The following is a 25,338-nucleotide window of genomic DNA, read 5'->3' as shown; positions in this document are numbered from 1 at the left end:
AGCCCTAGGTATAAGATACCTAACAGTCCTAGGCAAGGGGGTGCGCATGCGCATCGACAAAGACCTCGTCGCGGCGTCAGCTACGCCGCTCGTGCTCGGCATTCTCGACGATGGCGAGTCCTACGGGTACGCGATCCTCAAGCGGGTCCGGGAGTTGTCCCAGGGCGAACTCGACTGGACCGACGGCATGCTCTACCCCCTGCTGCACCGCCTCGAGCGACTCGGCTACGTGGCGTCGTCATGGGAGGTGGGTGACAACGGCCGGAGGCGCCGCCACTACAGCATCACCGAGCCGGGCAAGCACACCCTCGCGGAACGCCGGCGGCAGTGGGAGGTCGTCGACGAGGCGCTGCGCCGACTGCAGCCCGGTGCACCGAGATTGTCGCTGTCATGATGGCCGGGGCCGAGGAGCAGATGGGCCTGTGGCGCCAGTACCTGCAGCGGCATCCGGCTGTGAGTGCCGAGGATGTCGATGAACTCGAGGGCCATCTCCGCGATCAGATGGGCGACCTTGAAGCGGCCGGCCTCAGCGAGGAAGAGGCGTTCCTCATCGCGGTACGGCGGATGGGGTCCGTGGACAGCGTCTCTCAGGAGTTCGCCCAGGAGCACTCCGAGCGGCTCTGGAAACAGTTGATCCTCGCCCCGGCGCCCGATTCAGGGCCGGCGCGACCCACCCTCGCGGTCGCGTTGGGCTTGGCCGTAGCAGCAGCCGCAGCCGCGAAACTGCCGTGGTGGCTCGGCGCCTCCGAGGAGTTCTACCTGCTGAACGCGGCCCTGCTCGTGTTGCCCTTCCTGGCGGCGTACTTCCTGTGGGCACGGCGGGCGCGCCCGTCCGCCGTGGCGGCGGTGGTCGGCATGTTCGGGATAGGTGCCTTCGCAGCCAACGCCTACCCGGTCGTCTCCGGTGGCAGCATGCAGGTCCTGCTGGCCATCCACCTGCCGGTCTTCCTGTGGTTCGCGGTCGGCCTTGCCTACGTCGACGGCCGATGGCGGGAGCCGCAGCGGTGTATGGACTTCGTGCGGTTCACGGGGGAGTGGTTCATCTACTACACGCTCATCGCGCTCGGTGGAGGGGTCCTGTTGGTGCTCGCGTTCGCCGGTTTCAGCGCCATCGGGATCGACTTGGCTGATGTCCTCGGCACCTGGGTCGTACCGTGTGGGGCCGCGGGGGCCGTGATCGTCGCCGCGTGGCTGGTGGAGACCAAGCAGAGCGTTATCGAGAACATCGCGCCCGTGCTCACCGCCGTCTTCACGCCACTGACCACGCTGCTGCTTCTCATCTACTTCGTCGCGCTGCTGGCCAGCGGGGACGTGATCCGCGCAGACCGGGATCTGCTGATCCTTGCCGACGTCATCCTCGTACTGGTGCTCGGACTCGTGCTCTACGCATTCTCGGCCCGGGATCCGGCGCTCCCGCCGGGCTGGTTCGAGCGACTGCAACTAGTGATGATCGTGGTCGCCCTCGTCATCGATGTGCTGATGCTGGTGGCCATGTCCGGGCGGATCGCGGAGTTCGGGGCAAGCCCGAACAAGCTCGCGGCACTGGGGCTCAACGTTCTGCTCCTGATCAACCTCGCAGGGTCGGCATGGCTGGCGTTCGCCTTCCTGCGGCGGCGGAGTGGATTCAGCGCGCTGGAACGGTGGCAAATGGCCTACCTGCCCGCCTTCGCGGTGTGGGCGGGAGTTGTCGCGGTGGCGTTCCCTCTGGTGTTCGGCTGGGACTGAGGCCGCGCCGTTGGAGTGCGGGGGCCGGCCGCGCAGTTACGGCTCCTCGGGTTGGCGCCGCACGAACGATGCCATGACGGGAACCGTGTAGGCCACCATGCCGTGGTCCGGGGAGTAGATCAGGCCCTTGCCGATGAGGCCGGCCCGGGTGGGACCAAGCGAGGTCACCTTGCGTCCGAGTCGGGCCGCGACCTCGCCGGTCAAACTGCCCCGGTCGCCGTCGACGGCCATGGCGCGCAAGTAGGCTCGCTCCGAAGGCGTGGCCCGGTCCCATCTGACGCGGAAGAACCCGGTGTCCAAAGACAATTGACCGCGAGCGATGCCGACCTGCGCATCGGTGCCTGTGAGTGGGCTCGCCATCGCCGCGTTCCAGGTGTCCTGTCCGTACTGCTGCAGGAAGTAGGGGTAGCCCTCCGCTTCGGCCAGGATCAGGCTGATCGCATCGTCGTCCCATTCGACGCCCTCGACCTGAGCGGGATCGACCAGTGCCTCCCTGGCGGCTGCGGGGTCCAAGGCGCCCACTTCGTGGAAATCGAACAGGCGCTCGGCGTAGGACTTCGCCTCCGCCAGCCTGCGGGGCAGACTCGGCAGGCCGGCGAGGGCGAGAACGAGCCGGTCCCCGGCCTGATTGGACGCGTGGACGATTGCGCACAAGGCGATGAGTTCTTCCATCGGCAGGTCCTGCGCCTCGTCGATCAGAACCGCGACGCCGACCCCCTCCTCCACGGCCGCCCCCGCGAGGTCGCGCAGCAACTTTCCCAGGTCCGCCTCGAAGCCCCCCGTGTCGGCGCCGCCACCGGGAGCCGCGTCGAGGTCCAGACCGAAGCTCCACGTACCGGTCGAGTCATAAGAGGCTTTGAAACTCAGCGCTGTCTTGAGGGCCTTGAGAACGCGGCGCGCGACCCCCGGCCTGGCGATGTCGATGAGGCTGTCGTGAAAGGCCTCACCCAGAAGGGACCGCACCGAACGACCCGACTTTGCCTCGACCTGTGCCACCAGCCAGTCCCGGTCACGTGCCACCCGGGCCATCCGCGACAGCAACACGGTCTTGCCGACCCCGCGTAGGCCATAGAGCACGATCGACTGAGCATCGCGTCCCGTCTCGATGCGGCGGAGGGCGACGTCCCATGCCCGGAGTTGACTGTCGCGACCGACCAGGGCGGCCGGTGGGCGCCCAGCGCCTGGTGAGTAGGGGTTGGTGACTGCATCCATGCGGGCAACTCTAGTAGTTTATGCTGCCCTATAGCCAATTGCTATGCGATCCTATAAATCGGTGTATATGGTGTGCCCCGCAGCCGGCAGACCGTCGTCCGGGGGTGTGTATGACTGCCAGAAGGTGTCGTACGTCTGTGCGAAGATGAGCCATCGCGGAATCGAGGTGATGATGGCTTTCTTCGAGGTGTCTAAGCAGGTGCGCAGGCGCCTGGAGATCGCCGCTGAGCTACCCACGGATCACCCGGCGGTGCTTGATGAGGTTGAGGCGTTGCTAGCCGCTGTGCCCGACCCGCAGGTGATGTGCGCGGAGGAGAGGGCCGGGACTCTCACGGCACTGGCCCGGCTGCGCAACCAGATCGATGCGCGCATGACACAGGTGGCCGTCGAGGCGGACCGCCAGGCGGACTCCCGGGTGTTGCACGCGGGCACCACGGGGATGTTGGTCGCGGTGGCGACGGGGCAGAACCCGCAGGCCGGTTCGGTGCTGGTCAGTCGAGGGAGGTCGCTGGGTGACCTGCCGGAGGTGAGCCGGTCGTTCCGTGACGGTCGTTGCTCCGCAGCCCATGTTGCGGCCATCGTCGGGGAGGCTCACCGCATCACCGGATTCGCCCGCTTGGAGGCGGAAGTGGTGGCGATCGCAGAGTGCGTGGACCCGGCGGAATTGCGGCGCCTGCTCAAGTTGCTAGCTGATCAGTCCCGCCCGGAGGGCAAGGATCAGGACCACGCAGAACTGCATGGCAGGCGCAGCGTGTCGCTATCAGAGACTGGGGACGGCATGTTCCGGCTGGACGGGTACCTCGATCCGATCGAGGGTGCGAAGCTGCGGGACGCGCTGGCCCCGCTGATGGCGCGCACGGACCGCGGTGACAAGCGAACACCCAAGCAGCGCCGGGCCGACGCGCTGGCCGACCTGACCTCGGCGGCGTTGGCGAACAGGAGCCCGCTGGGGGTGTCGGAGGTTTCCGTGCTCATCGATTTGGAGGACCTGTCCAGCGGTGAAGGCGCCTGCCTGGACGACGACTCACCGCTCGGCTCGCGGTTGTTCGACTCTGATCACCTGCTCCGGCGATTGTCTCGGTGATCCTTGGTACGCAGCGCAAGGGGGTGTTCGTGCCGTTGGCGCTTGCCCGTGGCAAGCGCGGTGCCAGTGCTGGGCAGTGGAAGGCCTTGATCGCCCGTGATCGCGGGTGTATCCGGTGCGGACGGGCGCCGCGGTTCTGCGAAGCCCACCACGTGCATCACTGGCGTCACGGCGGAAAGTCAGATGTCGGCAATCTGGTTCTGCTGTGCCAGCGTTGTCATCACGACCTGCACTTCGGCGAATACACCATCACGATGGACCGGGGCATTCCCCGGATCACACCCAATACCAGCCGGGCACCTCCCCGCTCGGCGTAGGCAGGGTTGGGCCGCACGCTGATCTGACGACGTCATGACTGCCTGGCCGGACGCGCCCTCGGCAGTCCGGCGCCACGGAGAAAGGACCATGCGGCCACCGCCACTCACTTGCCCTTGAACCTGATCGTGGTGATCGGCCCGCGCCCGGCGGGTCCGACCGGGCTGACCTGGAAGCGGTACTTCGGGGGGCGCCCCCCCCCCCCGGCCGGGGGGGCCCCCCCCCCCCTCCCCCCCCCCCGCCCCGGCCCCCCGGCGGGCCCCCCCCCCCCGGGGCGGCCCCGGCCCCCGGGGGGCGGGGGGGCCCCCCCCCCCCGGGGGGGGGGGGGGGACCCGGGCGGGCCGGCGCGGCGCCCCGGCGGGGGGGCGCCCGCCCCGGCCCGGGGGGGGGGGGGGGCCCCCCGGGCGGGCCCGCGCCCCCCCCCCCCCCCCCGGGGCCGGGCCCCGCCCGCCCGGCGGCGGCGCCCCGGCCCCCCCCCCAACGGGAGGTGTCGGACATCCGACCGCCGGGTGCCAGCGCCCCCACCGGCTACATGATCATCGTAAGTCCGCTGCCCACATTGGCGCCCAACGCCGCAGCCATTCCGCACTTGTTCAGGAGGCCGGCGTCACCCTGATCTTGAGCCACGAGGATTCGATCGCGCCACCGTTCTGGGTGACGATCACGCGGATCTTCTGATTACCGGTGGCACTCAGGACAACCCGCATGGTGCAGTTGCCGTTCGAGGAGACCCCGCGCTTGGCGTTGATCGTGGCCCGCTTCTGATCGAGTTGCGCGACGGCACCCGTCCAGTTGACCTTCGGGTTGAGCTTGCACTTGATGCGGAACATCTGGCCCGCGACGACCGTTCCCGGCGCCGAGACCTTCTTGAAGTCCGGATCGCCGGCCGCGTTCGCGGCTCCGGCGCCGGAGACCAGCGCACCCCCCGCTACTGCCACTGTGGCACCCAGCGCCCACACCTTGTGCATGCTCATTGCCGTTCCAATCCGCGAGGTGGTTACGACTCGCTGCGTCGAGTATGCGGCAGTCGGCTGTGCTGTGAACAGCCCCGAACGGCTGAGGCTGCTGTCCCTTGACTGGGAAACGTGACGGCGTGACATGACAGGCTCTCACCTGATGAAGGCACTTGACTCCTGCGCAGCGGTGACGTCGTAGCGTGACCCAGTCCGCTCGACCCAGTCGGCCCGCGATGCGGGCCGAACAGCGGTGGCCGATGGCGCTCGCCGTCATGATCGTCGGGTTCGCTTTCGAACTCCTCCCGGCGGACTGCCCAATCTGTCCTTCGCATGTCCACTGTTCCTCACCGCATTCCTCATTGTGCTGATCGTCGGCGATCCCGGCCGCATCGACCGTCAGCGACGGTGGCTGCGCATCACGACCGGACTCATGATCGCGACGATCACGCTGGTGACCGCGTTCGAGGCAGTTCGGCTGGTCGTGGGGATCCTGACCCAGGCCTCCTTCGACAGTGCGGGTCAACTGTTGGCCATCGGTGGGATCATCTGGCTCTCGAATGTGGTGGCCTATGCCCTCTGGTACTGGGATCTCGACGGTCGCGGTGTCGCCGCCAGAGCCAGCGGCCTGACTTCGGTCACGCCCGCATTCGGCTTCCCGGAGCACTCCTTGAGCGAGTTCGTGCCACCCGCCTGGTACCCCCGCTTCGTGGACTACCTGACCCTGTCGTTCAACACCGCCCTGGCCTTCAGCCCGACGGACGTGTCTCCGATCCGGCCCCCCCCCCCGGCGCTGGGGCCTTGGTGATCGCCTACGCGGTGAACATCCTTTGACCTGCTGCGCTCGCTGTTGATCGAAGTCTGTGGCCCGGGGTGCTGGACGAACAGACATCCGCCGCCGGCGAGTTCTTGGCACGGTCACGGTCCGGGCCTGCCCCTTGGTCCGAGGGCGACCACCTGGAAACCGTACTTCTGGCCTGAGGCCACTTTGGACTTGAATGTGCGCGTGGGTCTCAACCCCGGACCGCAGTAGGCCACCTTGCGTCGTCGACGACACCACAAGTGGGCGGGACAAGCCGGTCGCTGCCCACTTGTGGTGTCTCACGATTACGCGAAACAGGATCAATACGGACATTTCGAACCTACAAGTGGGCGGGAAGGCCCGTGGTGGGCCCATTGGCGCCCACTTGTGGTGAGACGCCTCACTTGCCCTTCTTCTTGTAGCGGCACTCCAGGCCCCCGCGAACACCGCCGCCGGCCCCGCCCGGAACGGTGGCACGCCGGGCTGAACCGGCCCCCCGTTCGCCGCGTAGGGGTCGGCATCGCCCCACGAGATGGTGGAAGCCGCAGCTCTCGATGCTCACGAACATCAGCCATTCACTCTCGGGGTGAGGGCCAGGAAGCTGCCATGGGACTTGCGGCACTTCGCGGTGGTGAACTCGGCGACGATCTGATCCTCTTGGCCGAAGACCGTGACTTTCGGCGTATTGTCCGGTGCCGCACTAACAGGGCTCGCGATGCCTGTGGCGATCAGCGCGAACAGCGCAGTGGACCGGAGACTTCAGCTGGAACATGGCGGTGCGAGGCCCCGGCCATGGCTTTCGATCAGCGGGGAGGCCGCTTTCCGCTCGTAGGGCTTGCGCTGGAAGGCGGTGCAGCCTCGCCCGCCGGGCTGGCCGACGCAGGTTGGCCGAAGGTGGCACCGAGGTCCCGATCCGCACGGTCAAGAACAGTGCGGCCCGCTTGCCGCCGATGAAGTAGCGCGGGTGGCGTTGTGCACCCCCCCCCCCGTAGAGCCCCGGTTGCGGTCCCGATCTCACTCAATGACGGTCGACCGTGCCCGTGTGGTCAGGCGTCGATCACGATGGGGATGATCACGGGGTTGCGGCGATACTTCTTGTAGGTCCAGCGGCTGACGGTGCGGTACACGAGTTGCTCGAGTTGGTGCTGGTCCCCGATGCCCTCTGCAGCGGCCCTGGCCAGAGCCTTCTCGATCTGGGGCACCACGTCGGCGAATGTGCTCGGGTCGTGCACGAAGCCCCGGGCCAGGAAATCCGGCGGTTCGGCCAGCTCACCGGTGTCGGCGTCCACGAGCAGGACGATGGTGACCACTCCTTCCTCCGCGAGGGTGCGGCGGTCCTTCAGCGAAGCGTCGGTGGCCCCGCCGACGGTCATCCCGTCGACGTAGACATAGCCGGCAGGTACCTTCCCGGAGATCCGGGCCCGTCCGGCGACAAGGTCGACGACGACCCCATCGTCGGCCAGGACCACGTTGGATGCCGCGACTCCGGTGCGGATGGCGATACCGGCGTTCGCGGTCAGGTGACGCCACTCGCCGTGCACGGGCATGACGTTGGCCGGTCGCACGATGTTGTAGCAGTAGGCCAGTTCGCCGGCGCTGGCGTGACCGGACACGTGCACCTTGGCGTTGCCCTTGTGCACCACGTTGGCACCCCATCGGGTGAGGGCGTTGATGACCCGGTAGATCGCGTTCTCGTTGCCAGGGATGAGGGAGCTCGCCAGCAGGACGGTGTCTCCTTCGCCGATCCGGATCTCGTGGTCCCGGTTGGCCATGCGCGACAAGGCAGCCATCGGCTCGCCCTGGGACCCGGTGCAGATCAGCGTGATCTTGTCATCCGGCATGGTCCCCAGCTTCTTGAAGTCCACCACCAGCCCCTTCGGGACCTTCAGATATCCCAGATCACGGGCGATGCCCATGTTGCGCACCATGGAACGGCCGACAAAGGCGACCTTCCGACCGTGGTGGTGAGCGGCATCCAGCACTTGTTGTATGCGGTGGACGTGGCTGGCGAAGCTGGACACGATGATGCGTCGTGGTGCAGTGCGGAACACCTCTTCGATCGCGGGGGCCAGATCGCGCTCGGAGGTGGTGAACCCGGGCACCTCGGCGTTGGTGGAGTCCACCAGGAACAGGTCCACGCCTTCCTGTCCCAGCCGGGCGAAGGCGCGCAGATCGGTGATCCGCCGGTCCAAGGGGAACTGGTCCATCTTGAAGTCACCGGTGTGGAGCACCAGCCCGGCCCCGGTGCGGATCGCCACGGCCAGGCCGTCCGGGATGGAGTGGTTCACGGCGATGAACTCGCAGTCGAAGGAGCCGAAGGATCTGCGGTCGCCCTCGGACACCTCGTTGGTGACCGGGGTGATGCGGTGTTCCTTGAGCTTGGCGGTGATGAAAGCCAGCGTCAGCCGGGAGCCGACCAGCGGGATGTCGGGACGCAGACGCAGCAGGTACGGGACCCCGCCGATATGGTCCTCATGGCCGTGTGTCAGCACGATCGCCTCGACCGCATCCAAACGGTCCTGGATCCACGTGAAATCGGGCAGGATCACATCGATGCCGGGCTGGGTGTCCTCGGGGAACAACACGCCGCAGTCCAGAACCAGCAACCGGCCGGCGTGTTCGAACACGGTCATGTTCCTGCCGATCTCACCCAAACCCCCTAGCGCCACGACGCGCAGTCCGGCGTCGGGCAATGCGGGAGGCGGGCCCAGTTCGGGATGGGGTGACTCATGTGCTGATCCTCTCAGGTGGAGTTGGCCGTCAGCCGACTGTGTCCGCCGGGTCGCGAACCTGCGCAACCAAGGGGTCGGGCACGACCTGGAATCCGGCCAGCCCCGGCTGACACATCGCGCCGGCATACGCACGAGTGGGTGCCAGCCATCTCCGTGTGCCCACTGAGTACCCTTCAGCACAGGCGCGTCAAAGACGACTTCGATCGGATGGTGACACTCGTGCGGCAAGTCGGCTCTCTGCTCTTCTGGGGTTTCGTGGTCCTCAGTTCGGCGGTGCTGTTCCCAGTGGCCGTGATCATCTGGCTGGTCAGCCTCCCGTTCGACAGGCAACTGCGCGCGCTGCACATGTTCACGTGCTTCTGGGCATCGCTGTACTCGTGGCTGAATCCGGCCTGGCGTGTCACCATCCATGGCCGCGAGCATGTGCGTCCGGGTGTGACCTACATGTTCGTGGCCAACCACCTGTCACTACTCGATATCCTCGTGCTTTTCCGCCTGTTCTACGACTTCAAATGGGTGTCCAAGGCCGGGATCTTCCGCGTCCCGGTGATCGGGTGGAACATGCGCATGAACGGCTACATCCCGTTGGTGCGCGGTGATCGCGACAGTGTCAAGGAGATGATGGCCACGTGCGAGCGGACCCTGGAGCAGGGCAGTTCGCTGATGATGTTCCCGGAGGGAACGCGGTCGATGACCGGCGCTCTGCAGCCTTTCAAGACGGGGGCTTTCGAACTGGCCGTGAAGGCGCAGGTGCCGATAGTGCCGATCGTGATTCAGGGGACGCATGACGCTTTGCCCAAGCACGGGTTCGTGTTGCGTGGCAGGCACAACATTTCGGTCACCGTTTTGCCGGCGTTCGTCCCGGACGGCTCGGTCGAGCAGATGACTGCACGCGCGCGCACCCTCATCGCGGAGGTCCTGGACTGAGGCGGAAATCGCGGGTTGAACCAGCAGTGCACCGCACGGACTGTCGGTGGTGTCGGCGGGTTTCGTGTCGTCATCCCAGCCCGTGTGCCTACTTGCGCTTCCCCTTGTACCGACACTTCAGTGCCCCGGCGAAGACGACGCCGTCGGTGCCCGCTTGGTTGAACATCGGCTGGAAGCCCACCCCCATGAGCTTGCCCTTCGGGCTTAATCTGACCTGGCCGAAGCCCGGGACTGTGAAGGGTGGCACGAACAAGGTGCTGAACGCGGACTCGCCGTTCAAGGTCATCGAAACATAGGGATCGGCGTTCTGGCCCCGCACGAGGTCGTAGGTGTGGAAGCCGCTGAAGTCCTCAATGCTCACGAACATCCGGTACCCGTTCACTCTCGGGGTGAGGGCCATGAAACTGCCGTGGGACTTGCGGCACTTCGCGGTGGTGAACCCGGCGACGGGTTCATCGCCCTCACTCATCACGATCACCTTCGGAGTGGTGTCCGGCGCGGCATGAGCGAGGCCAGAGACCGGGGTCGCGATGAGGACGAGCAGTGAGATGGACAGCCCCCCCCGGTTGGCCTTCACGCTCTGAAAGTACGCTCCTGCTGAGGCCCTGCCCATGGCCCTTTCGATCAGCGATTCCAGTGCAAGCCGGCTGGCGTGCTGGTGAGCCCATCACCCGGGCCCACTTGACGATCACCCGCTCACGATCGAAACCGTGCCCTTCCAGCGGATGCTCGAGAATCTCGACGGCGAGTTGCTCCGACAGGTCGTCGAAGGTGGCGTGGATGAGGTCGTGGCGGTTGCCGATGTACTGACGGATCAGGTCGAGATGCACGTTCGCCTGCGATGCGATGTCCCGCAAGGAAACCCCGTCGACGCCGCGTTCCGCGAAGAGAGTGGCAGACGCATCCAGGACCGCTCGGCGCACCTCGTCGGGTCCGACGGGTTTGCCTGCCCTCCGCCGCGGTCCGACCTGCTTGGGAGCTCCTGCTCGTCAGATGTCATCTCGAGGGGACTGCAGCAACCCGGCCCGCGACACGATCGAGTCAGGCGGCGGGGCACCACCGTCCTCAGGAAGGACTTGGGCTTCGTCTGGTGCTGGTCACGCTTGGGCCTTCACCCGTCGCTGCGTCGGAACGGTGCCCAGCGCGACGAGATCCTCGGCTCTCGACCGTTTGTGGCCGGGACCATTGCTCGAATCTGCCCGTGGCAGTATCAGATCTGCTACTCGGACCACGATGCGATGAGAGCAGACTCCGTCCCGGGAAGGACCACCTATGCTTGGCTCTCGTGCACTCAGTGCGGCAGTGACGGTCATCACCGTCCTGATTGTTTCAGTAGGCTGCGCCTCGAGTACTCCGGAGAGTCCGCCATCCGTGAGCGCCGCGTCCACCTCGGAGGCATTCACCCCCGAGGTCGAGGCGCGATTGCAGACGGTTCTCGACGGCATCATCGCGAAGTTCGACGCCCCCGGTGTGCAGGCAGGTGTCTGGACCGACGGTGGACAGTGGATCGGCTCGGCGGGAGTGGCGGAGAAGGGCTCAACCCGGGGGATCACCACAGCCGACCACACGCGCATCGGCAGCATCACGAAGACGATGACGGCCACTGTGATCCTTCAACTCATCGAAGAGGGCAAGGTGTCGTTCGACGATGTCATCGACACGTATGTTCCGGGCATGCCCAATGGCGACACGGTGACGATCAAGAACCTGCTTGAGATGCAGAGCGGGATCCCGACGTACACGACCGGCGAGTCATCGGTGGTCGCGAAGTACTCGGCGGATCCGACGTCGTCGTTCAGCGCACAGGAGCTGGTGGACTCGGTCAAGAAGATGCCGCCGATGTTCGCTCCCGGGACCACGTTCTTCTACTCGAACACCAACTACGTCCTGCTCGGCATGGTCATCGAGAAGGTGACCGGCGCGTCGATCGCCGACAATTTCGGTCAGCGACTTCTGGGCCCGCTCGGCATGAGCCAGACCAGCGTGCCCGGTACGGCCACGGAACTGCCGGAGCCGTATCTGTTCGGAATCAGCGAGCAGGCCGATCCGTTGGGCAAAGTCAAAGACGCGACCAACTGGAACCCGTCCTTCGCGGACACCGCGGGCGAGGTCATCTCCACCCTGGATGACCTACGCATATGGGGGGTAGCGCTGGGCACCGGCGAGGGCATCCTCAGACCGGAGACCCAGGAACTGCGCGTCGCATCGGTGAAACAGACTGTGCCCCCGAATACCCCCGATCGGTCGTACGGGATGGGGATCGTCAACACCGCGGGATGGCTTGGCCACACTGGGGAGATCCCTGGGTACAACACCGTGCTGAACTACCAGCCTGACAGTCGCACGACGATCGCCGTCATGGTCAACAGTGACATCCCCGGCGGAACCGACAAGAATCCAGTGGCGCCGGCGGTTGCGGCGTTCGAGGGGCTGGCCGAGGCTATCGCAGCGCCTTAGGCTTGGTAGCGGAGCCGAACCCCTGGTGCGGTGCCCCTTATCGCCGCTTGCCCTTGTAGTAGGTGGCTTGCACGGCGTACGCGGTGTAGCCGGTGGTGGCCGGTGCCGACAGAGTGACCTTGACGCGCAGCTTCTTGTAGCCATACGTCCGGATCGCGACCTTTCCGCTCTTCTTCTTGATGACCTTGTGCGTCTTACTGCCCTTCGGTGAGCGCTTCGGGGTGGCCTTCACCGATGCCCTGATCGGTTGACCGGCGTTTGTCGCCGCCTTGGCCGGGACGATGACCGTTAGTCCTTGGCGCTTGATCCTGGCGGGCAATGCTGCGGACTGGGCTGACGTCTGCTCACGCAGCACTGTCGTGGTCGGATCGTCACCCGTGCCTCCACCCGGGCCAGGTGTCTCCGGACCCGGTACGACAGGCGCAGGTGCCGTGATCCCAGCGCCGTGCACGGCAACGCTGAGGTCCGGGGTGTTGGCGGCATCGGACACGATCTTCAGGTCCGCGCTCTTCGCGCCCGCTGTTGAGGGAGAGAACGTGAGGTTGACCTGGCAGGTGTCGCCGGCGGGGATCTTCGCTGCCGAGCATGTTTCCGATGTGATCGTGAACGATGTGGAGTCGGTCCCGCCGAGTGTCGCCTCGAACACCTCCAAGTCAGCGCCGCCCGTGTTGCTCACTGTGACCGACTTGGCCGCGGAGGTGGAGCCGATCACCTGGTCGGCGAAGTTCACGACTGTGGGATCGACAGCCACCTCCGGCACTGTGCCTGTGGCACTGATCGGAACGGTGTGGGGACTGCCTTGGGCGTCGGATATGACCTCGATCCCGGCTGACTTGCTGCCTGCGGAGAAGGGCGAGAAGACGTACCACACCTCGCAGTTGCCGGACGGCTGCAGTTCGGAGCCCCAGCACGCGTCGTAGATGATCTGGAACTCGCCAGCGTTAGGTCCGACGATGTCATTGGACTGGATCTTCAACGGCACGGCGCCGGTGTTCGCCACCGTCAGGACTTGCTCCGTCGACTGGGTGCCGACCGGTTGAGTGCCAAACACGAGTGGATTCGGAGTCGCGCTCAGTTGTGGGACGGCGCCGGTGCCGCTGAGGGGGATCCTCATGGAGCGGTAGTAGTAGTTGGGAGATGGCGGCGCGTTTCTGCTTTCCACCACCAGGGTCGCGGACTTGGGCCCTGCGCTGCTGGGAGTGAACCGGACGAAGATGTGGCAGTAGTCGAACTTGCCGAAGGCGTCGCTCGTGCAACCGTTCGCGACGATGGAGAAGTCGCCCGCGTCGGGTCCTTCCCACGAGACCGTTGTGAAGTCGATGGGGAACCCGTAGTCGTTGCTCACGGTGAAGTCGACGGAGGTGGAAGGGACACCCACCTTGTGAGTTCCGAAGTCGTGAGTGGCGGGACTCGCCTTGGTGTACGGCGGGGGGTCTACCGCGAAAGCCGGGTGGTCATCGACAGGGCGCCGACCATAATCGCCACCAAGAGCATGCGCATTCTCACCATGACACGGCCTCTCTCCAGGTATGGATGAGATCCAACTCCGCCCTTCGTGGCCGGTCAATCATTCCTTCGGTTGAACGGGGTCAGTCGGGAGTTGACCTGTCGGTACGGGGTCACCCCAACACCGGGGTGGCGGCGTCCTCACAACGACGCGGACTTCGCAGAGCTTCAGGGCCGGCACCACATCCTGCCCGTGAACGGGCGAACCCTGGGTGCGTGCGCCTAGCATCTCGTCCATTGCCCGACACCTCCCGCAGGAAAGTGAGCTCCCGTGAGACTTGGCAGAACATCTGCGGCCGTGACGGCAATCGCGGGGAATGCGCTCTACGGCCCACTGCCGCGCAATGGGCTCTTCCAGGTCGTCCTCGACGCCGGTGCATCGACGGTCAACGGCGGGTCCAAGAGTCGGTTGCAGTGCACTTGGACCATCGCGACCACTCCGGTGACTACCTACGCCGGTCAGCCCTGCGGCACCCCGCTGGACGCAACGCTCCCGGAAGGCACTCTCCCGCTGCAGTTGGCGGTCACAGACACCAAGACCTCGGTGACGAAGACCGTGTCGAGCAGCATCACGGTGCGCAACACGCTGCTGAGCATCCTCGGGGACTCCTACGCATCAGGGGAGGGCTTCCCGCCCTTCCGCAACCCCGACGGGACGATCGACTGGGACGAGCCTGCTTGTGACAGGTCGCGCTGGAGCGGGTTCGTGCGATCCGCGCTCGTCCTGGAGCAGTCGGATCCCCGATCCAACGTGACAGTGGTGGACGTGGCGTGCTCGGGCGGCGAGATTCTCGAGCAGGAGAACAACCCGACGGTCTCCCCGAACGGCGGACTGCTGTCGCCGCAGAAGAAGATCAAGCAGCCCTCGCAGCAGAGCAACACCGGTCCGGGTGACTACATGCCCCCGCAGATCGACCAGTTGGCCGCGATCGCGGCGGGCCAGACCTACGACGCGGGGCTGCTGTCCATCGGCGGCAACGACGCCGGGTTGTCGCCTGTCATCATCAGTTGTGTCGCTAGCGACGTTCTGCCGGTGGTCATCAACGGGTTCCCGGACAGCGGCATCTCAGGATCCCTCAAGTCCCTGATCCAGGGTTTCCCCAACTGTCAGGATGGGGCGCAGGTTTCGGGCACGCTGGACATCGCCAACCTCCAGGACATCGAGTTCACCTGCGAGCCCAACGGACCCAGCGGTTCGTTCAGCGACTTGGGCGGGCTGCTTACTCTGATCGGCGACATGAACCTCATCACGCCCGGTACGGACGGAGGGTACCGCTGCCTCACCTCGGACCCCTCGGCTCCGACTCCGACGCAGGACAACCCTGAACTCGAGGAGGCGGTCTTCACCAACCTTCAGGTCCTGCAACAGGACTATGCGAAGCTCGCGCCCTGCTTCGGTGCCACCGGGGGCGCTGCGCAGTGCCAGACCCAGAAACTGGTCAACGGGGTGCCGCAGTCCGGCTTCACCGCCTCCGAGCCGGTTCGGTACAGCAAGATCGGGAACCTGACCCAGGCCATGTATCCCGACCTCACGCAGAAGGGCACCCCCGGCAACACCGAGTTCTGCAGCGTGCAGGAGGATCCGACCCAGCCGTGGGGAGGGCAGTTGACGCTGAAGAATCCCGCTGGTCTGCCGGAACCGGACAACATCAACTTCCCGACACTGGAGCAGATGCTGACCAACCCGTTGATGTCACCCCTGAACCAGATCGACAACGCCTGGGCGTACAACGTGCTGTACGAGGGGCAGGCCGGCCACGACGTGATCGCGGTTCCGCAGAACACGTCATTCCCGGGTAACGTGCCGGCGCTGAGTCCGGTGGTAACGGGATTCGGGCCGTTCAACCCGGCCACTGATCCGCCGCTGGCGGCACCGAACACCCGCCTGGACAACCGCATCGAGGTACCCGTGAACGGTCTGGTCGCCCAGATCGAGAACAACGGCGCGACCTACGGCTGGAACACCGCCTTCTCGATGTACCGCTCGAGTCACCCGTACGGGATGTGCTCCGCGAACCGGTGGATCACCAACCTGACCGACTACATCATCGACACGATCGCCGCGAAGGACACCGGCGTCGGTTTCCACCCGAACGAGGTGGGTCAGCAGCAGTACGCGAACATGCTGTCGACGACCCTGTTGAGTCAGGTGCCACCGGTCGTGCGGGCGTTCACCACACTTCAGCCGCTCGGCGCGTCCGTCAGTTCGAAGATCCGAGCCAAGTTGGTCGGCCCGGGCACGATCCAGCCGGGCAAACACATCCGGCTCAAGGTCAAGGTCACGACCAAGGGGCCGAAGACCGGCCGGGTCGGCGTGCGGGCTGTGAACACGAACGCGGTGTTGCGCTACACATCAGTGAGCCTGCCCAAGGACGGCACCCGACAGATCTCCTTGCCGAAGAAGTGGTCCAGGGTGGGCCGTGATGGCAAGGTGAAGGTGACGGTCCAGTTCTTGGGCAACATCTCGGTCAAGCCCTCCAACAAGGACAAGGTGACGCAGTTCGTCGGCAAGCCGCGCAAGTAGTAGGCGACGCGCAGACTGATCAGCGTGGGGCGACGCGCGGAACGAAGGTCATGAACGCACCCAGCGCGTAAGGCTCCCTCTGCGTCACGAGGGAGATCCGCTGGCGTTGGATGGCGTTCGTGCGGTTGGGTGGCGTTCGGGTAGTTGGTTGACGCTCAGCGCCTCCTGAACCTCAACCAACTGCACGAGCCCCAACTGACTGCACGAGCATCAACCAACGCGCTCGTCCGAAGCCCAGGGCAGGTCGATGTCGCCGGTGGAGGCGTTGGAGGCGTTGGTGTGGAACGAGCAGGGCGGCAGCGGCCACAGCACGAGCACGTTCTGGGTGAGTGCGAACGCGACCGCGTAGACCACGCCGAGGCCGGTGAGGAAAAGGATCTCTGTGCCGCCCATGCCGTAGCCGATGTGGTACAGCCCGTACAGCGCTGCGGCTCCACCCACTCCGGCGACGGGGCCGAACTGCGCTTGGAGCCGGTTCTGGACGAAGCCGCGGAAGAACACCGACTGGACGCTCGGCGGATCCGGTCCGGAGCATTCACCACCCATCACGCCGTAAGGTGGCGACGACTGAGAGGAGGCGGCGATGGCCGATCCGGTGGGCGAGATCATCGGGGACTATCGGGGGTTCGCGGCACAGCAGGCGGAGCGGCTGCTCGCCCTCGGAATCGATATCCGCCCCTACGGGCTGAGCCACCTCGCCGTTCGGCTGCCGGAATGGGATCAGTACGTGCACGCAAGGACGCTTCTCGAACGCCACGCTGTTGCCAATCTCGAGAACTTCTGGAACGGCCGTCCGATCTCGCTGATTGTCCCGGCTGAGCCACTCGAGGTCCTCGACGGCAAGATCGTCCCGCTCATCGAACTCATTCCGCCGGTGCACCAGCGCGTCTACAAGATGGGGCTGGAGCATCTGGGCGTGGTGATCGGCGACACCTTCGACCGGTTCGTCGCAGCCCATAAACCCGTCCTGACGGGACAGCAATTCCAGGGTCCGAACAGCACACCCGACCCCGTGTACATCCTGTTCCAGGACTTCACTCACGTGAAGTTTTACCGACTCTCGCTGCGAGCGTCGGTGGAGTCCGATGCAGGGCCGTTCGAAGGCTTCCGACACGTCGATGATTGGGTGCCCCAGAGCCTCGTGACCGCGACCGGCCCGAACCCTCTGCCGCGCTGAGCGGAGCCCGGAGGTTGGCATGTACATCGATCGTCATGCTGTGGCGAAGGAGTGCCACGACCCGGATGAGACCCCTCGCCAGGAAGTCGGCCTTATAGTCGGGCAGTGGCGTTCTGGGTGGGCACCTCAGGCTGGAGTTACGACCACTGGGCGGGCGTTCTGTACCCGGAGGGCCTGCCGCCGGTGCGGCGTCTGGAGACGTACGTAACCCACTTCCGGACAGTCGAGCTCAACGCCTCCTTCTACCGCTGGCCCGCGCCCCGCAGCTTCGCCAGATGGCGCAGGCGGTTGCCCGACGGGTTCCGCATGGCCGTGAAGGCGCCACGTGGGCTCATCCACGGCCGGCGGTTGTATGGACCGGAATCGTGGATCGGCCGGATCGCCGCGGGACTGCACGAGCTTCGGGGCAGGCGCGGGCCGCTGCTCGTGCAACTCCCACCTGATTTGGCCCGCGACGACGTCCGACTGGCCTACTTCCTCGACCGCCTGCCGGACTGGATCGAGGTCGCCGTGGAACTGCGGCATCCCAGCTGGCAGGCCGAGCAGGTCTTCGAACTCCTCGCGTCGCGGGGTGCCTCGTACGTGGTCATGTCGGGCGCCACCCTGCCGTGCGTGCTGAGGGCGACCGCCCCATTCGTATACGTGCGACTCCACGGGCCCGACCATGATCATCTCTACGCGGGCTCGTACTCGCAGGCCGACTTGAGCTGGTGGGCCGACCGCTTCCGGGAGTGGGAGTGGCAGAACCGGACCGACATATATGCGTACTTCAACAACGATGGTGGTCGCAATGCAGTGCGCGACGCGTGGGCGCTTCGCCATCTGCTCGGTGACCAATGACCCTTCAGGCATGGCGTGTTGAACGGCGGCAACCTCGGGACGGCTTCACGTTCACCGTTTGGGTGCCGAGACGTGGCGGTCTTCGAATCCTCTGTCGGAGGCCGGGTCAGTTGGCCGGTCAAGCTTGGCGCGAAGGGCGGCTCGCTGTGGGAAGGTGGCCGCTGCAGGCGACAACTCGTGAGGACATTATGCGCACTCAGCTCTTCCGAGACCTCGGTTCTTGTCGCGCTCCTCGCACGCAGTTCCCACCGTGTTCTGGGCACCAGCCGTCGCGACGGACCCGCCCGACGACATCACCGGAGACGACCTGCCACGAGTCAAGTTGGCGTCGGTACGGCTAATCCCGTTGGATGGCGTTCGGGTAGATGGTTGACGTTCGGGCAGCGAGGAATCGCAACCAGCTGCACGCAGCATGACCGCCGTACCCGCGGCGGACCTACGTTCCGACGTGTTCGGCATGGACTGACGGTTCCACCGTCAGTCCGTCAGTCAGTGCCCGGCTCGGCGGCACCCGTCTCGGTTTGCCAGGCATCTTCGGACTGTCGACGGCTTGACGGTGTGCGTTGCGAGGGGAGAGGGGTGCGCTGTGGGACAAAGTATCCCGGCGAGTTCCCTGGCCTACACTTCGACGACGGTGACGATGCCCGCAAGACCCGAGAAGGCCTCAGGGTTCCGCGTGACCAGGGGAATGCCATGTGCCGCAGCCACACCTGCAATGAGCAGGTCGACCGCCCGCGCTCCTCGGGCCTTGCGGCCCTGAGCGATCACAGCCGCGTAGATCAATCCGTAGGCTCGGGCGGCGGCGGTGTCGAACGCGAGGGGATCGAAGGCCGCCTCCGCGCGTTGAAGCCGGTCCTGGCGGCGTGCTCTCTCCGCCGGATCTGTGGTGGCGTGGGGACCGGCCGCGAGTTCTGCCATGGTGATGGCCGTGACTGCGACCTCCACGGGGAGCATCCCCGGATCGATACGTTCCAGGTCGATGACGACGGATGTGTCCAGGATTCCCCTCGCCAGGCGCTGATTAGGCACGAAGATCCAGCCCGGCGTCTGCGACCGCGTCGAGATCTCGCCTGAGGCGATCACGGTCGATGCTCGGCGCACCGTGGAACACGTCAGCCACAAGCTGGGAACTGACAAAAGGCCGCCGTCGAACCGGACCCAACTCACCGACCGGCTTGCCCGCACGCGTGACGACGAACGTCTCTCCTGCCTCGAGGCGCCGCATGATGTCACCGCTGGAGTTGCGCAGTTCTCGCTGGCTGATCGTTGTGGGCATGGTCTCAGTGTCGCACCTGGTGCTACGGCCGTCCAGCCTCATTTTTTTTGGTGGGTCCGGCGCCGGCCTCTCGCGCCCCTGTCGGGCCCCCGTCCCGGTTCGCGGTGTGCCGGTGGGTCATGAGTTGGGCAGGGGCTCGCACGCTGGTGGACGGGGTAGACGGCGCCGAGCCGAGGTTCCGGCGCGAATCGCAGGGGCCGGTCAGGTGAGTCGGTGAGCGCGGACGATCACGTCGCGCAGGTGTGCGGCGTGGCCGCCGGGAGGCACGGTGCGGGTGTTCTCGTAGCCGGTCTCGATTCGCCAGTGCGGGCCGCGGAAGAGATGCGTGATCGTGTCCAGTGTCGCCGTGGCGCTCTCGGGATGGTCATGTGCACCGCGATCCTCTTCGTGGTGGGTGTGAAGATGACCCACGATCAGCAGCGTGCCACCGGGGGACACCCAGGATGACAGACGCTCGTAGAACGCGAGCTGTCCGATGTCGGCGTGGGCGTAGTTGGTGACCACCAGATCCCAGGTCCGTCCGGGTTCCCACCGGGCCAGATCGGCCTCCACCCACTCGATCTCAGCGTCGATCCCGGCTTCGGCGGCGCGGGCCCGCGCCGCCGCCAGCGCTTTCGTGGAGATGTCGGCGGCGGTTACCTGCCAGCCGTTCTCGGCGAGCCAGAGGGCCTCGGCCCCCATCCCACAGCCGGCGTCGAGTGCGGTGCCGATGGGCAGTCGCATGGTCTCGGCCGGCAGGTAGGGATTGGCGGGGAGGCGCCGGACCGACGCCGCGGCGGGCTCCCAGTGGTCTTCCCAGTAGCGTCTGTCGAACTCAGCCATCACACACAAACCAGTTGGTGGTCGGCGCAGGCAGTCCACGCAGCTGTCTCGCACACCTGGTCGGCGTGTCTGGCTCCCACTGCGCACTCCTTCCGCTTGCCGGTGACATCCGAACCAGGATCACCCGCCATCACTCCAAGTGGCAAACTTTGGAGCTTGCCTGATGGCACCCATGACGCCATGGGCACGACTTCGGAGCTTGCCTGATGACTCAGCGGTCGTAGACCTCCCGGCGATGGGCGATTCGGAGGCCGGACCGGCCGGCTTCGCCTATCGCCAGCGCCCGGATAGTTGGTCACACTTATGACTATGACTAGCTTGCCACTCGCGGAAGTGAAGGCCCATCTGTCGGAATTGATCAGTAGGGTCAGCACTCAGCACGAGCGGGTGATCGTGACCGTGCATGGCCACCCGTCAGCAGTGTTGCTGGCGCCCGATGATCTGCAACGACTGGAGGAGACCATCGCGGCACTGGCCGATCCCGACATGATCGCCCAGCTCGTCTCGTCGGATGCCGATCTCGCCGTTGGCAGGGTGGAGTCGGCGGACGACCTGAAAGAGGCGATGGAGCAGCGCCGGATGCACGGGTGACCGCGCGTCTCTACCGACTCGTCAGCACATCCACGGTGCGCCGGCAGTTTGCTGAAAAGTTGCCGGAATCGATCGCTTTCGCGGCGTTCGAGTTCATCACCGGACCACTGCTGGACAACCCACATCGGGTGGGCAAGCAACTCATGCCGCCCCTGGACGACAGACACAGCGCCCGTCGCGGCACCTACCGCATCCTGTACCGAACTGACGATCAGGACATGACGGTCACCGTGCTGGCAGTCGGTCCACGTTCGGACATCTACTGAACCGACTGATGGTTCCGATCTGCGGTCAGTCAGTCCCGCGCCCGGGTTGGCCCACCCGTTTCGGTCCGCCGGGCATCTTCGGAATGCTCACCCGCTGACGGTGTGCGTCACGAGGGGGAGTGTGGTGCGCTGCGCGACAAGTGTTCCGGTGATTCTCTTGGCCGCGTTTGCCTGCTGTGTAGGTGGTGGTGCGGGTGACGGCGGTGTTGCCGGGCATTCGCGGAGGTGAGCACGGCAGACAGCTTGATGCGCTTGGGCAGTTCGCTCTTCCGGTCTGCATATACGCCGCCGTGGTCCCGGATGGAGACACGCCCTAATCGGCTCTCACGCGCCTCGTGTCGTATGCCCACATCGCGATCTCCACGCGGTTGCGCGCGCCGAGCTTGGTCATCAACGATGCGACGTGGGTCTTGACCGTGCTCAGGGCGACGAAGAGTTCGGTGGCGATCTCGGCGTTGGTCCGGCCCCGTGCCACCAGCGCGAGCACCTCCTCCTCGCGTTCGGTGAGCGGGTCGACGGGCTGAACCGCGACCGCTGGCGCCTGATCGGCGAACGTCGCCAGCAGTCGGCGGGTGACGTTCGGGGCGATCAGCGCGTCACCATCAGCCGCCGCGTGGATGGCCTGCACGAGGAGTTCCGGCCCGGCGTCTTTGAGCAGGAAGCCGCGGGCGCCCGCGCGCAGGGCCCCGAGGACGTACTCGTCGAGGTCGAACGTGGTGATGACGACGACCGCCATCGGATCCGTCACGTCTGGCCCGGCCAGGCGCCGCGTCACCTCGACGCCGTCGAGCCCGGGCATTCGGATGTCGACAAGGAGGACATCGGGACGCAGTTGGGTCGCCATTTCGAGCGCTGCGAGCCCGTCTGCTGCTTCCCCCACGACCTCGAGGTCGGGCTGCGCGCCGAGGATCATCACCAGGCCGGTCCGGACCAAGTCCTGGTCGTCGGCGACGACAACACGGATGCTCATGCCAGCGTCTCCACCGGCAGCACGGCCTCGACCACCCAGCCACCCTCGGGCCCCGGTCCGGCGGAGAACGATCCGCCGAGGAGCTGGGCACGTTCGGCCATACCCAGCAGGCCGAACCCAGGCTCCGGGGTCGGCCCCGGCTCGGTCTGTCCGTCGTCGCTCACACGCAGCCTCACGGCGTCGCCCTCCCGGCGAACGTCGATCCCGACGCGGGTCGCGCCATGGGCGTGCCGTACGGCGTTGGTGAGCGACTCCTGCGCGAGCCGGTAGAGCGCGGCGTCCACGGATGGTGCCAGCCTGGTCAACGAACCGTTCAGCGAGACCTCGACGGCGGGCGCCGTGTCGTCGCGCGCCAGAGCAGGCAGGTCCGCGACACCCCGTTGCGGTGCGTAGGCGACGGCGTCCTCCTCACGTAGCACGCGCACCATGGATCTCATCTCCGCCAGGGTTCGCGACGCTTCAGACTCGATCGCGGCCAGGACCTCGGCAGCCTTCTCGGGCTGGGTGCCGGCGACCACACCACCGGCCTGCGCCTGCACCGCGATGGCCGAGACGTGGTGGGCCACGGTGTCGTGCAACTCGCGCGCCAGCGCTACCCGCTCCTCATTGCGGATCTCGCGCTGTTGGCGCTGCCACAGGTCCGCGCGGTACCGGAAAACAGCCGCGAGGGCGACGATCATCAGCAAGAGGGCGCTCGCGCCGAGGACTTCGGCCCAGCCGGCTGAGGCGGCGGACATCCCCAGCGCGACGACGACGGTCACGAAGGCTGTCCCCAGGACCATCTCCCGTCCAGAGCCCCACCGCACCAGGGAGTAGAGCAGGATCAGGACGGCCATCATGGACAGCAGTCCGAGGTCCCCGGTGTTCGCAGTCAGCTGGAGGACCGAGAGCAGCCCGGCGGCACCCCACCCGATCAGGGCAGCCAGCAGGGGGCGGCTCCGCCGCCAGAGCAGGGCCGGTAGTAGCGCGAGGGCGAGCACCATCACAAGGGGTCGCCAGGCCAGGTCCGGCCGAACGATGCCCTCGAGCACGGCGGCGGCCGCGAACACGCCCACCAGCAGCCAGTCGAGACGACCGATGGGTGGAGCGTCTGTAGGCCGTGGCTCATGCCAGATCGAGCGCCGGACAGTGATCACGGGTCCAGCCTAGGGATCGGCCCGCGTCGGCGTACCCACCCAAAGAACGAGACAGAGACCGTGCCATCGGCCAGGCGCACTCCGGCCTCCGGGCGGATACGCCCGGCGCTGGGCCCAGCGATCGTGGAACTACCGATCCTCACGACAGTAACGGAGCCCATGATGAGAACACGTCAACAAGCCACAACACTGGAAGACCAGCCCATGCCGGTGAGAGCGAAACTCGCCGCAGCGTGGACGAGTTTCATGTTCCTGTACGCCTACGTGGACATTCTCAACTTCTACACGCCCGGCACCATCAGCGACATCCTCGACGGCAGGGTGTTCGAGTTCGCCCTCTCCCAGACCTTCTCGACGTCGGCACTGACCCTGATGGCCGTCCCGATCCTGATGATCGTGCTGTCGACGACGCTGCCTGCCCGGGTGAGCCGCAGCGCGAACCTCATCGTGGCCGCGCTCTACGTCCCCGTTACGGTATTCAACCTGGCGAGCGAAACCTGGATCGTCTTCTACGGTCTCGGCGTCGCACTGGAACTGGTCCTGCTCGCCCTCATCCTGCGGTCCGCCTGGACGTGGCCGCGCACCGCACAGTCGGCGACCATGGCGACCAGCCGGGACCGTGAAACCGTTGGTGCCCAGCGGCACGTGTGAACCCAGGGGAGTCCGTCCAGTTCGGAGCCATCTGCCTCCGTGCTGCGGTGTGGGCCTCCTGGCGGTGGGACACCAACTACCGCTGGGAGGCCCACACCGGCAGCCGTGGCAAGGTCGTCGTCCGCGTCCACACCGACCACCCAAGAGGTCCCGGTGTCGTCCCCACACCACCCGTGTCCGGGAATCCGGGTCAGGCTCTTCGTCGCGTTGGATGGGGTTCGGGTAGTTGGATGATACTCAGGCGGCGACGAACCCCATCCAACTGCACGAACCCCACCTGACGCTCCAATCCGCTCGCGGTCAGTCAGTCCTGCGCCCGGCTCGGCTCACCCGTTGCGGTTCGCCGGGCATCTTCGCCAGTGTTCACCCGGAGACGGTGTGCGTCACGAGGGGGAGTGGGGTGCGCTATGCGACAAAATGTTGCGGCGAATTCGCCTCGCCTACGTGCCTTTGAACCGGATGGTTTGTGACCGGTCCCTGCCCGTCGGCGTCAGCAACCGGCACGACCGTGTCCGGAGTCCTTCCACCCGATAGGCTCGCCGGCATGTCCTCCGCAGAAGAGCTTTCCGAGGCGGCTGACATGGAGCCAGCGCGACGCCCGCCGCTGTCGGAGTTCTGGCCTGCGATCGCGCGCCTTGCCTTCATTTCCGTCTACTCTCTGACGATCATCATCACCGGCTTCGGCCACTGGGGCCCTTCGACGGTGCGGATTCTGAACGGCATAGTGGTAGTCCTGTGGATCTTGCTCCTTATCACGTGGATCCGGCAGGTGAGCGGCGAAACTGGTCGACTCGCGTTCGTCCTGCGTCATCCGGCGCTACCGATGCTGCTGATCGCCCCGCTGTTCCTGATCCTCTTCTGGGATCCGATCTGGTTCATCTTGATCGTCGTAGCCTTCATTCTGGAGTTGCGGCAACTGTCTGCGGGCGACGGCTTCACGTTCTCATTCGTCCTGATCGTGTTCGTGGGCGTGATGTCCGCGCTGACGATGGTGGAGTTGGAGAACAATCAGCAGTCCTCCGGCATCCATGGGCCCGGGGACGCCTTCGTTTGGGCTTTCGGCGGTCTGCTGCACGTCGACACTGGGACGGACTTCGCGCCCACCACGGCCGACGGGAAGTTCTTGGGTGTGGTCGTCAGCGTCTGCGGCATCCTGGCTGCCAGTATGTTCACCGCCAAACTCGTCGCCTGGATTCTCGGTGACGACAAGAACAGCCCCGCCGAAGGCTCTGCTCTGACCGCCGAAGATGCGCGGGCCCTGCGCACCGAGGTGGCTGAACTGCGGGAATCGGTGTCGCGGCTCAACCAGACCATCCAGCAGCGAGCTGGTGAATCTAGCACGAACTGACCGTTGGCCACCCTGACTCTCGAA

26 protein-coding genes are annotated in these 25,338 nt (G+C 66.0%); 14 read left to right on the top strand and 12 right to left on the bottom strand.

Annotated features, from left to right (window positions below; translation table 11 throughout):
• The first annotated feature begins 46 nt into the window (after positions 1 to 46).
• Positions 47 to 394: a helix-turn-helix transcriptional regulator gene (locus tag IPG68_09650; GenBank protein MBK6763503.1), complete on the top strand. Its 348-nt coding sequence runs from the start codon at positions 47 to 49 to the stop codon at positions 392 to 394.
• On the top strand, positions 391 to 1,725 hold the full coding sequence (locus IPG68_09645; GenBank protein MBK6763502.1) for a hypothetical protein: 1,335 nt from the start codon (positions 391 to 393) through the stop codon (positions 1,723 to 1,725). Before IPG68_09650 ends, IPG68_09645 begins: the two co-directional genes overlap by 4 nt.
• A 36-nt stretch (positions 1,726 to 1,761) precedes the next feature.
• On the opposite strand, the gene IPG68_09640 is transcribed toward IPG68_09645, so the two are convergent.
• On the bottom strand, positions 1,762 to 2,937 hold the full coding sequence (locus tag IPG68_09640; GenBank protein ID MBK6763501.1) for an ATP-binding protein: 1,176 nt from the start codon (positions 2,935 to 2,937) through the stop codon (positions 1,762 to 1,764).
• A gap of 145 nt (positions 2,938 to 3,082) precedes the next feature.
• Here IPG68_09640 and IPG68_09635 point away from each other — a divergent pair, with 145 nt between their 5' ends.
• Both IPG68_09635 and IPG68_09630 read left to right on the top strand, forming a co-directional pair.
• The gene (locus tag IPG68_09635) at positions 3,083 to 4,021 is read left to right on the top strand and encodes a DUF222 domain-containing protein (protein MBK6763500.1); all 939 of its coding nucleotides are present in this window, start codon (positions 3,083 to 3,085) and stop codon (positions 4,019 to 4,021) included.
• Entirely contained in the window at positions 4,018 to 4,338 is a 321-nt protein-coding gene (locus tag IPG68_09630) for an HNH endonuclease (GenBank protein MBK6763499.1), read from the top strand. The genes IPG68_09635 and IPG68_09630 overlap by 4 nt, the downstream gene beginning before the upstream one ends.
• Positions 4,339 to 4,929: 591 nt before the next feature.
• On the opposite strand, the gene IPG68_09625 is transcribed toward IPG68_09630, so the two are convergent.
• Positions 4,930 to 5,310, bottom strand: coding sequence for a hypothetical protein (locus tag IPG68_09625; GenBank protein ID MBK6763498.1), 381 nt, complete (start codon positions 5,308 to 5,310; stop codon positions 4,930 to 4,932).
• 343 nt (positions 5,311 to 5,653) lie between these two features.
• Here IPG68_09625 and IPG68_09620 point away from each other — a divergent pair, with 343 nt between their 5' ends.
• Entirely contained in the window at positions 5,654 to 6,097 is a 444-nt protein-coding gene (locus tag IPG68_09620; protein MBK6763497.1) for a hypothetical protein, read from the top strand.
• A gap of 1,040 nt (positions 6,098 to 7,137) precedes the next feature.
• Here the strand turns inward: IPG68_09620 and IPG68_09615 are convergent.
• Positions 7,138 to 8,949, bottom strand: a complete 1,812-nt coding sequence (locus IPG68_09615) for a ribonuclease J (GenBank protein ID MBK6763496.1) — start codon at positions 8,947 to 8,949, stop codon at positions 7,138 to 7,140.
• Between the two features lie 93 nt (positions 8,950 to 9,042).
• Here IPG68_09615 and IPG68_09610 point away from each other — a divergent pair, with 93 nt between their 5' ends.
• Positions 9,043 to 9,750, top strand: coding sequence for a 1-acyl-sn-glycerol-3-phosphate acyltransferase (locus tag IPG68_09610; GenBank protein ID MBK6763495.1), 708 nt, complete (start codon positions 9,043 to 9,045; stop codon positions 9,748 to 9,750).
• A gap of 88 nt (positions 9,751 to 9,838) precedes the next feature.
• Here the strand turns inward: IPG68_09610 and IPG68_09605 are convergent, their stop codons facing one another.
• Both IPG68_09605 and IPG68_09600 read right to left on the bottom strand, forming a co-directional pair.
• Positions 9,839 to 10,219: a hypothetical protein gene (locus IPG68_09605; protein ID MBK6763494.1), complete on the bottom strand. Its 381-nt coding sequence runs from the start codon at positions 10,217 to 10,219 to the stop codon at positions 9,839 to 9,841.
• Positions 10,212 to 10,673 (bottom strand): TetR/AcrR family transcriptional regulator, encoded by a 462-nt coding sequence (locus tag IPG68_09600; GenBank protein MBK6763493.1) that lies wholly within the window; start codon positions 10,671 to 10,673, stop codon positions 10,212 to 10,214. The genes IPG68_09605 and IPG68_09600 overlap by 8 nt, the downstream gene beginning before the upstream one ends.
• Positions 10,674 to 11,121: 448 nt before the next feature.
• Here IPG68_09600 and IPG68_09595 point away from each other — a divergent pair, with 448 nt between their 5' ends.
• A complete protein-coding gene (locus IPG68_09595) occupies positions 11,122 to 12,207 on the top strand; it encodes a beta-lactamase family protein (protein MBK6763492.1) in 1,086 nt (361 codons plus the stop codon).
• A gap of 37 nt (positions 12,208 to 12,244) precedes the next feature.
• Here the strand turns inward: IPG68_09595 and IPG68_09590 are convergent, their stop codons facing one another.
• Positions 12,245 to 13,774, bottom strand: a complete 1,530-nt coding sequence (locus tag IPG68_09590; protein ID MBK6763491.1) for a choice-of-anchor D domain-containing protein — start codon at positions 13,772 to 13,774, stop codon at positions 12,245 to 12,247.
• Between the two features lie 237 nt (positions 13,775 to 14,011).
• Between IPG68_09590 and IPG68_09585 the strand changes: the two genes are divergently transcribed.
• A complete protein-coding gene (locus tag IPG68_09585; GenBank protein ID MBK6763490.1) occupies positions 14,012 to 16,237 on the top strand; it encodes a hypothetical protein in 2,226 nt (741 codons plus the stop codon).
• A 210-nt stretch (positions 16,238 to 16,447) separates the two neighbouring features.
• Here IPG68_09585 and IPG68_09580 read toward each other — a convergent pair whose 3' ends face one another.
• On the bottom strand, positions 16,448 to 16,783 hold the full coding sequence (locus IPG68_09580; GenBank protein MBK6763489.1) for a CPBP family intramembrane metalloprotease: 336 nt from the start codon (positions 16,781 to 16,783) through the stop codon (positions 16,448 to 16,450).
• A gap of 37 nt (positions 16,784 to 16,820) precedes the next feature.
• Between IPG68_09580 and IPG68_09575 the strand changes: the two genes are divergently transcribed.
• Both IPG68_09575 and IPG68_09570 read left to right on the top strand, forming a co-directional pair.
• Complete coding sequence (locus tag IPG68_09575; GenBank protein MBK6763488.1) at positions 16,821 to 17,414, top strand: VOC family protein; 594 nt, start codon at positions 16,821 to 16,823, stop codon at positions 17,412 to 17,414.
• 105 nt (positions 17,415 to 17,519) lie between these two features.
• Entirely contained in the window at positions 17,520 to 18,254 is a 735-nt protein-coding gene (locus tag IPG68_09570; GenBank protein ID MBK6763487.1) for a DUF72 domain-containing protein, read from the top strand.
• A gap of 618 nt (positions 18,255 to 18,872) precedes the next feature.
• Here IPG68_09570 and IPG68_09565 read toward each other — a convergent pair.
• The 3 genes from IPG68_09565 to IPG68_09555 form a co-directional block, all read right to left on the bottom strand.
• The gene (locus IPG68_09565; protein ID MBK6763486.1) at positions 18,873 to 19,283 is read right to left on the bottom strand and encodes a type II toxin-antitoxin system VapC family toxin; all 411 of its coding nucleotides are present in this window, start codon (positions 19,281 to 19,283) and stop codon (positions 18,873 to 18,875) included.
• On the bottom strand, positions 19,276 to 19,530 hold the full coding sequence (locus IPG68_09560; protein ID MBK6763485.1) for a hypothetical protein: 255 nt from the start codon (positions 19,528 to 19,530) through the stop codon (positions 19,276 to 19,278). The genes IPG68_09565 and IPG68_09560 overlap by 8 nt, the downstream gene beginning before the upstream one ends.
• A 201-nt stretch (positions 19,531 to 19,731) precedes the next feature.
• Positions 19,732 to 20,352, bottom strand: a complete 621-nt coding sequence (locus tag IPG68_09555; GenBank protein MBK6763484.1) for a methyltransferase domain-containing protein — start codon at positions 20,350 to 20,352, stop codon at positions 19,732 to 19,734.
• A gap of 309 nt (positions 20,353 to 20,661) precedes the next feature.
• Here IPG68_09555 and IPG68_09550 point away from each other — a divergent pair, with 309 nt between their 5' ends.
• The gene (locus IPG68_09550; GenBank protein ID MBK6763483.1) at positions 20,662 to 20,943 is read left to right on the top strand and encodes a type II toxin-antitoxin system Phd/YefM family antitoxin; all 282 of its coding nucleotides are present in this window, start codon (positions 20,662 to 20,664) and stop codon (positions 20,941 to 20,943) included.
• Complete coding sequence (locus IPG68_09545) at positions 20,940 to 21,209, top strand: type II toxin-antitoxin system RelE/ParE family toxin (protein MBK6763482.1); 270 nt, start codon at positions 20,940 to 20,942, stop codon at positions 21,207 to 21,209. The genes IPG68_09550 and IPG68_09545 overlap by 4 nt, the downstream gene beginning before the upstream one ends.
• A 313-nt stretch (positions 21,210 to 21,522) precedes the next feature.
• On the opposite strand, the gene IPG68_09540 is transcribed toward IPG68_09545, so the two are convergent.
• On the bottom strand, positions 21,523 to 22,179 hold the full coding sequence (locus IPG68_09540; GenBank protein ID MBK6763481.1) for a response regulator transcription factor: 657 nt from the start codon (positions 22,177 to 22,179) through the stop codon (positions 21,523 to 21,525).
• The gene (locus IPG68_09535; GenBank protein ID MBK6763480.1) at positions 22,176 to 23,315 is read right to left on the bottom strand and encodes a sensor histidine kinase; all 1,140 of its coding nucleotides are present in this window, start codon (positions 23,313 to 23,315) and stop codon (positions 22,176 to 22,178) included. The genes IPG68_09540 and IPG68_09535 overlap by 4 nt, the downstream gene beginning before the upstream one ends.
• A gap of 162 nt (positions 23,316 to 23,477) precedes the next feature.
• On the opposite strand from IPG68_09535, the gene IPG68_09530 reads away from it, so the two are divergent.
• Together IPG68_09530 and IPG68_09525 are read left to right on the top strand one after the other, a co-directional pair.
• Positions 23,478 to 23,966 carry a hypothetical protein gene (locus IPG68_09530; GenBank protein ID MBK6763479.1) on the top strand — a complete coding sequence of 163 codons (489 nt, stop codon included), beginning with the start codon at positions 23,478 to 23,480 and terminating at the stop codon, positions 23,964 to 23,966.
• 544 nt (positions 23,967 to 24,510) lie between these two features.
• On the top strand, positions 24,511 to 25,314 hold the full coding sequence (locus IPG68_09525; GenBank protein MBK6763478.1) for a hypothetical protein: 804 nt from the start codon (positions 24,511 to 24,513) through the stop codon (positions 25,312 to 25,314).
• The last annotated feature ends 24 nt before the right edge of the window (positions 25,315 to 25,338 follow it).

The organism is Micrococcales bacterium (genome assembly GCA_016703125.1).
Lineage (GTDB): Bacteria > Actinomycetota > Actinomycetes > S36-B12 > UBA10799 > JADKAV01.
This window is presented reverse-complemented; position numbering and strand designations above follow the sequence as displayed.

Excerpts from the sequence above, each read along its gene's own strand:
- IPG68_09540 (MBK6763481.1), bottom strand. The coding sequence starts at position 22,179 with ATGAGCATCCGTGTTGTCGTCGCCGACGACCAGGACTTGGTCCGGACC.
- IPG68_09650 (MBK6763503.1), top strand. The coding sequence starts at position 47 with ATGCGCATCGACAAAGACCTCGTCGCGGCGTCAGCTACGCCGCTCGTG.
- IPG68_09605 (MBK6763494.1), bottom strand. The coding sequence starts at position 10,219 with ATGAGTGAGGGCGATGAACCCGTCGCCGGGTTCACCACCGCGAAGTGC.
- IPG68_09615 (MBK6763496.1), bottom strand. The coding sequence starts at position 8,949 with ATGCCGGCGCGATGTGTCAGCCGGGGCTGGCCGGATTCCAGGTCGTGC.
- IPG68_09580 (MBK6763489.1), bottom strand. The coding sequence starts at position 16,783 with ATGGGTGGTGAATGCTCCGGACCGGATCCGCCGAGCGTCCAGTCGGTG.
- IPG68_09575 (MBK6763488.1), top strand. The coding sequence starts at position 16,821 with ATGGCCGATCCGGTGGGCGAGATCATCGGGGACTATCGGGGGTTCGCG.
- IPG68_09555 (MBK6763484.1), bottom strand. The coding sequence starts at position 20,352 with ATGGCTGAGTTCGACAGACGCTACTGGGAAGACCACTGGGAGCCCGCC.
- IPG68_09645 (MBK6763502.1), top strand. The coding sequence starts at position 391 with ATGATGGCCGGGGCCGAGGAGCAGATGGGCCTGTGGCGCCAGTACCTG.
- IPG68_09530 (MBK6763479.1), top strand. The coding sequence starts at position 23,478 with ATGAGAACACGTCAACAAGCCACAACACTGGAAGACCAGCCCATGCCG.
- IPG68_09640 (MBK6763501.1), bottom strand. The coding sequence starts at position 2,937 with ATGGATGCAGTCACCAACCCCTACTCACCAGGCGCTGGGCGCCCACCG.
- IPG68_09550 (MBK6763483.1), top strand. The coding sequence starts at position 20,662 with ATGACTAGCTTGCCACTCGCGGAAGTGAAGGCCCATCTGTCGGAATTG.
- IPG68_09635 (MBK6763500.1), top strand. The coding sequence starts at position 3,083 with ATGAGCCATCGCGGAATCGAGGTGATGATGGCTTTCTTCGAGGTGTCT.
- IPG68_09525 (MBK6763478.1), top strand. The coding sequence starts at position 24,511 with ATGTCCTCCGCAGAAGAGCTTTCCGAGGCGGCTGACATGGAGCCAGCG.
- IPG68_09560 (MBK6763485.1), bottom strand. The coding sequence starts at position 19,530 with ATGCCCACAACGATCAGCCAGCGAGAACTGCGCAACTCCAGCGGTGAC.
- IPG68_09625 (MBK6763498.1), bottom strand. The coding sequence starts at position 5,310 with ATGAGCATGCACAAGGTGTGGGCGCTGGGTGCCACAGTGGCAGTAGCG.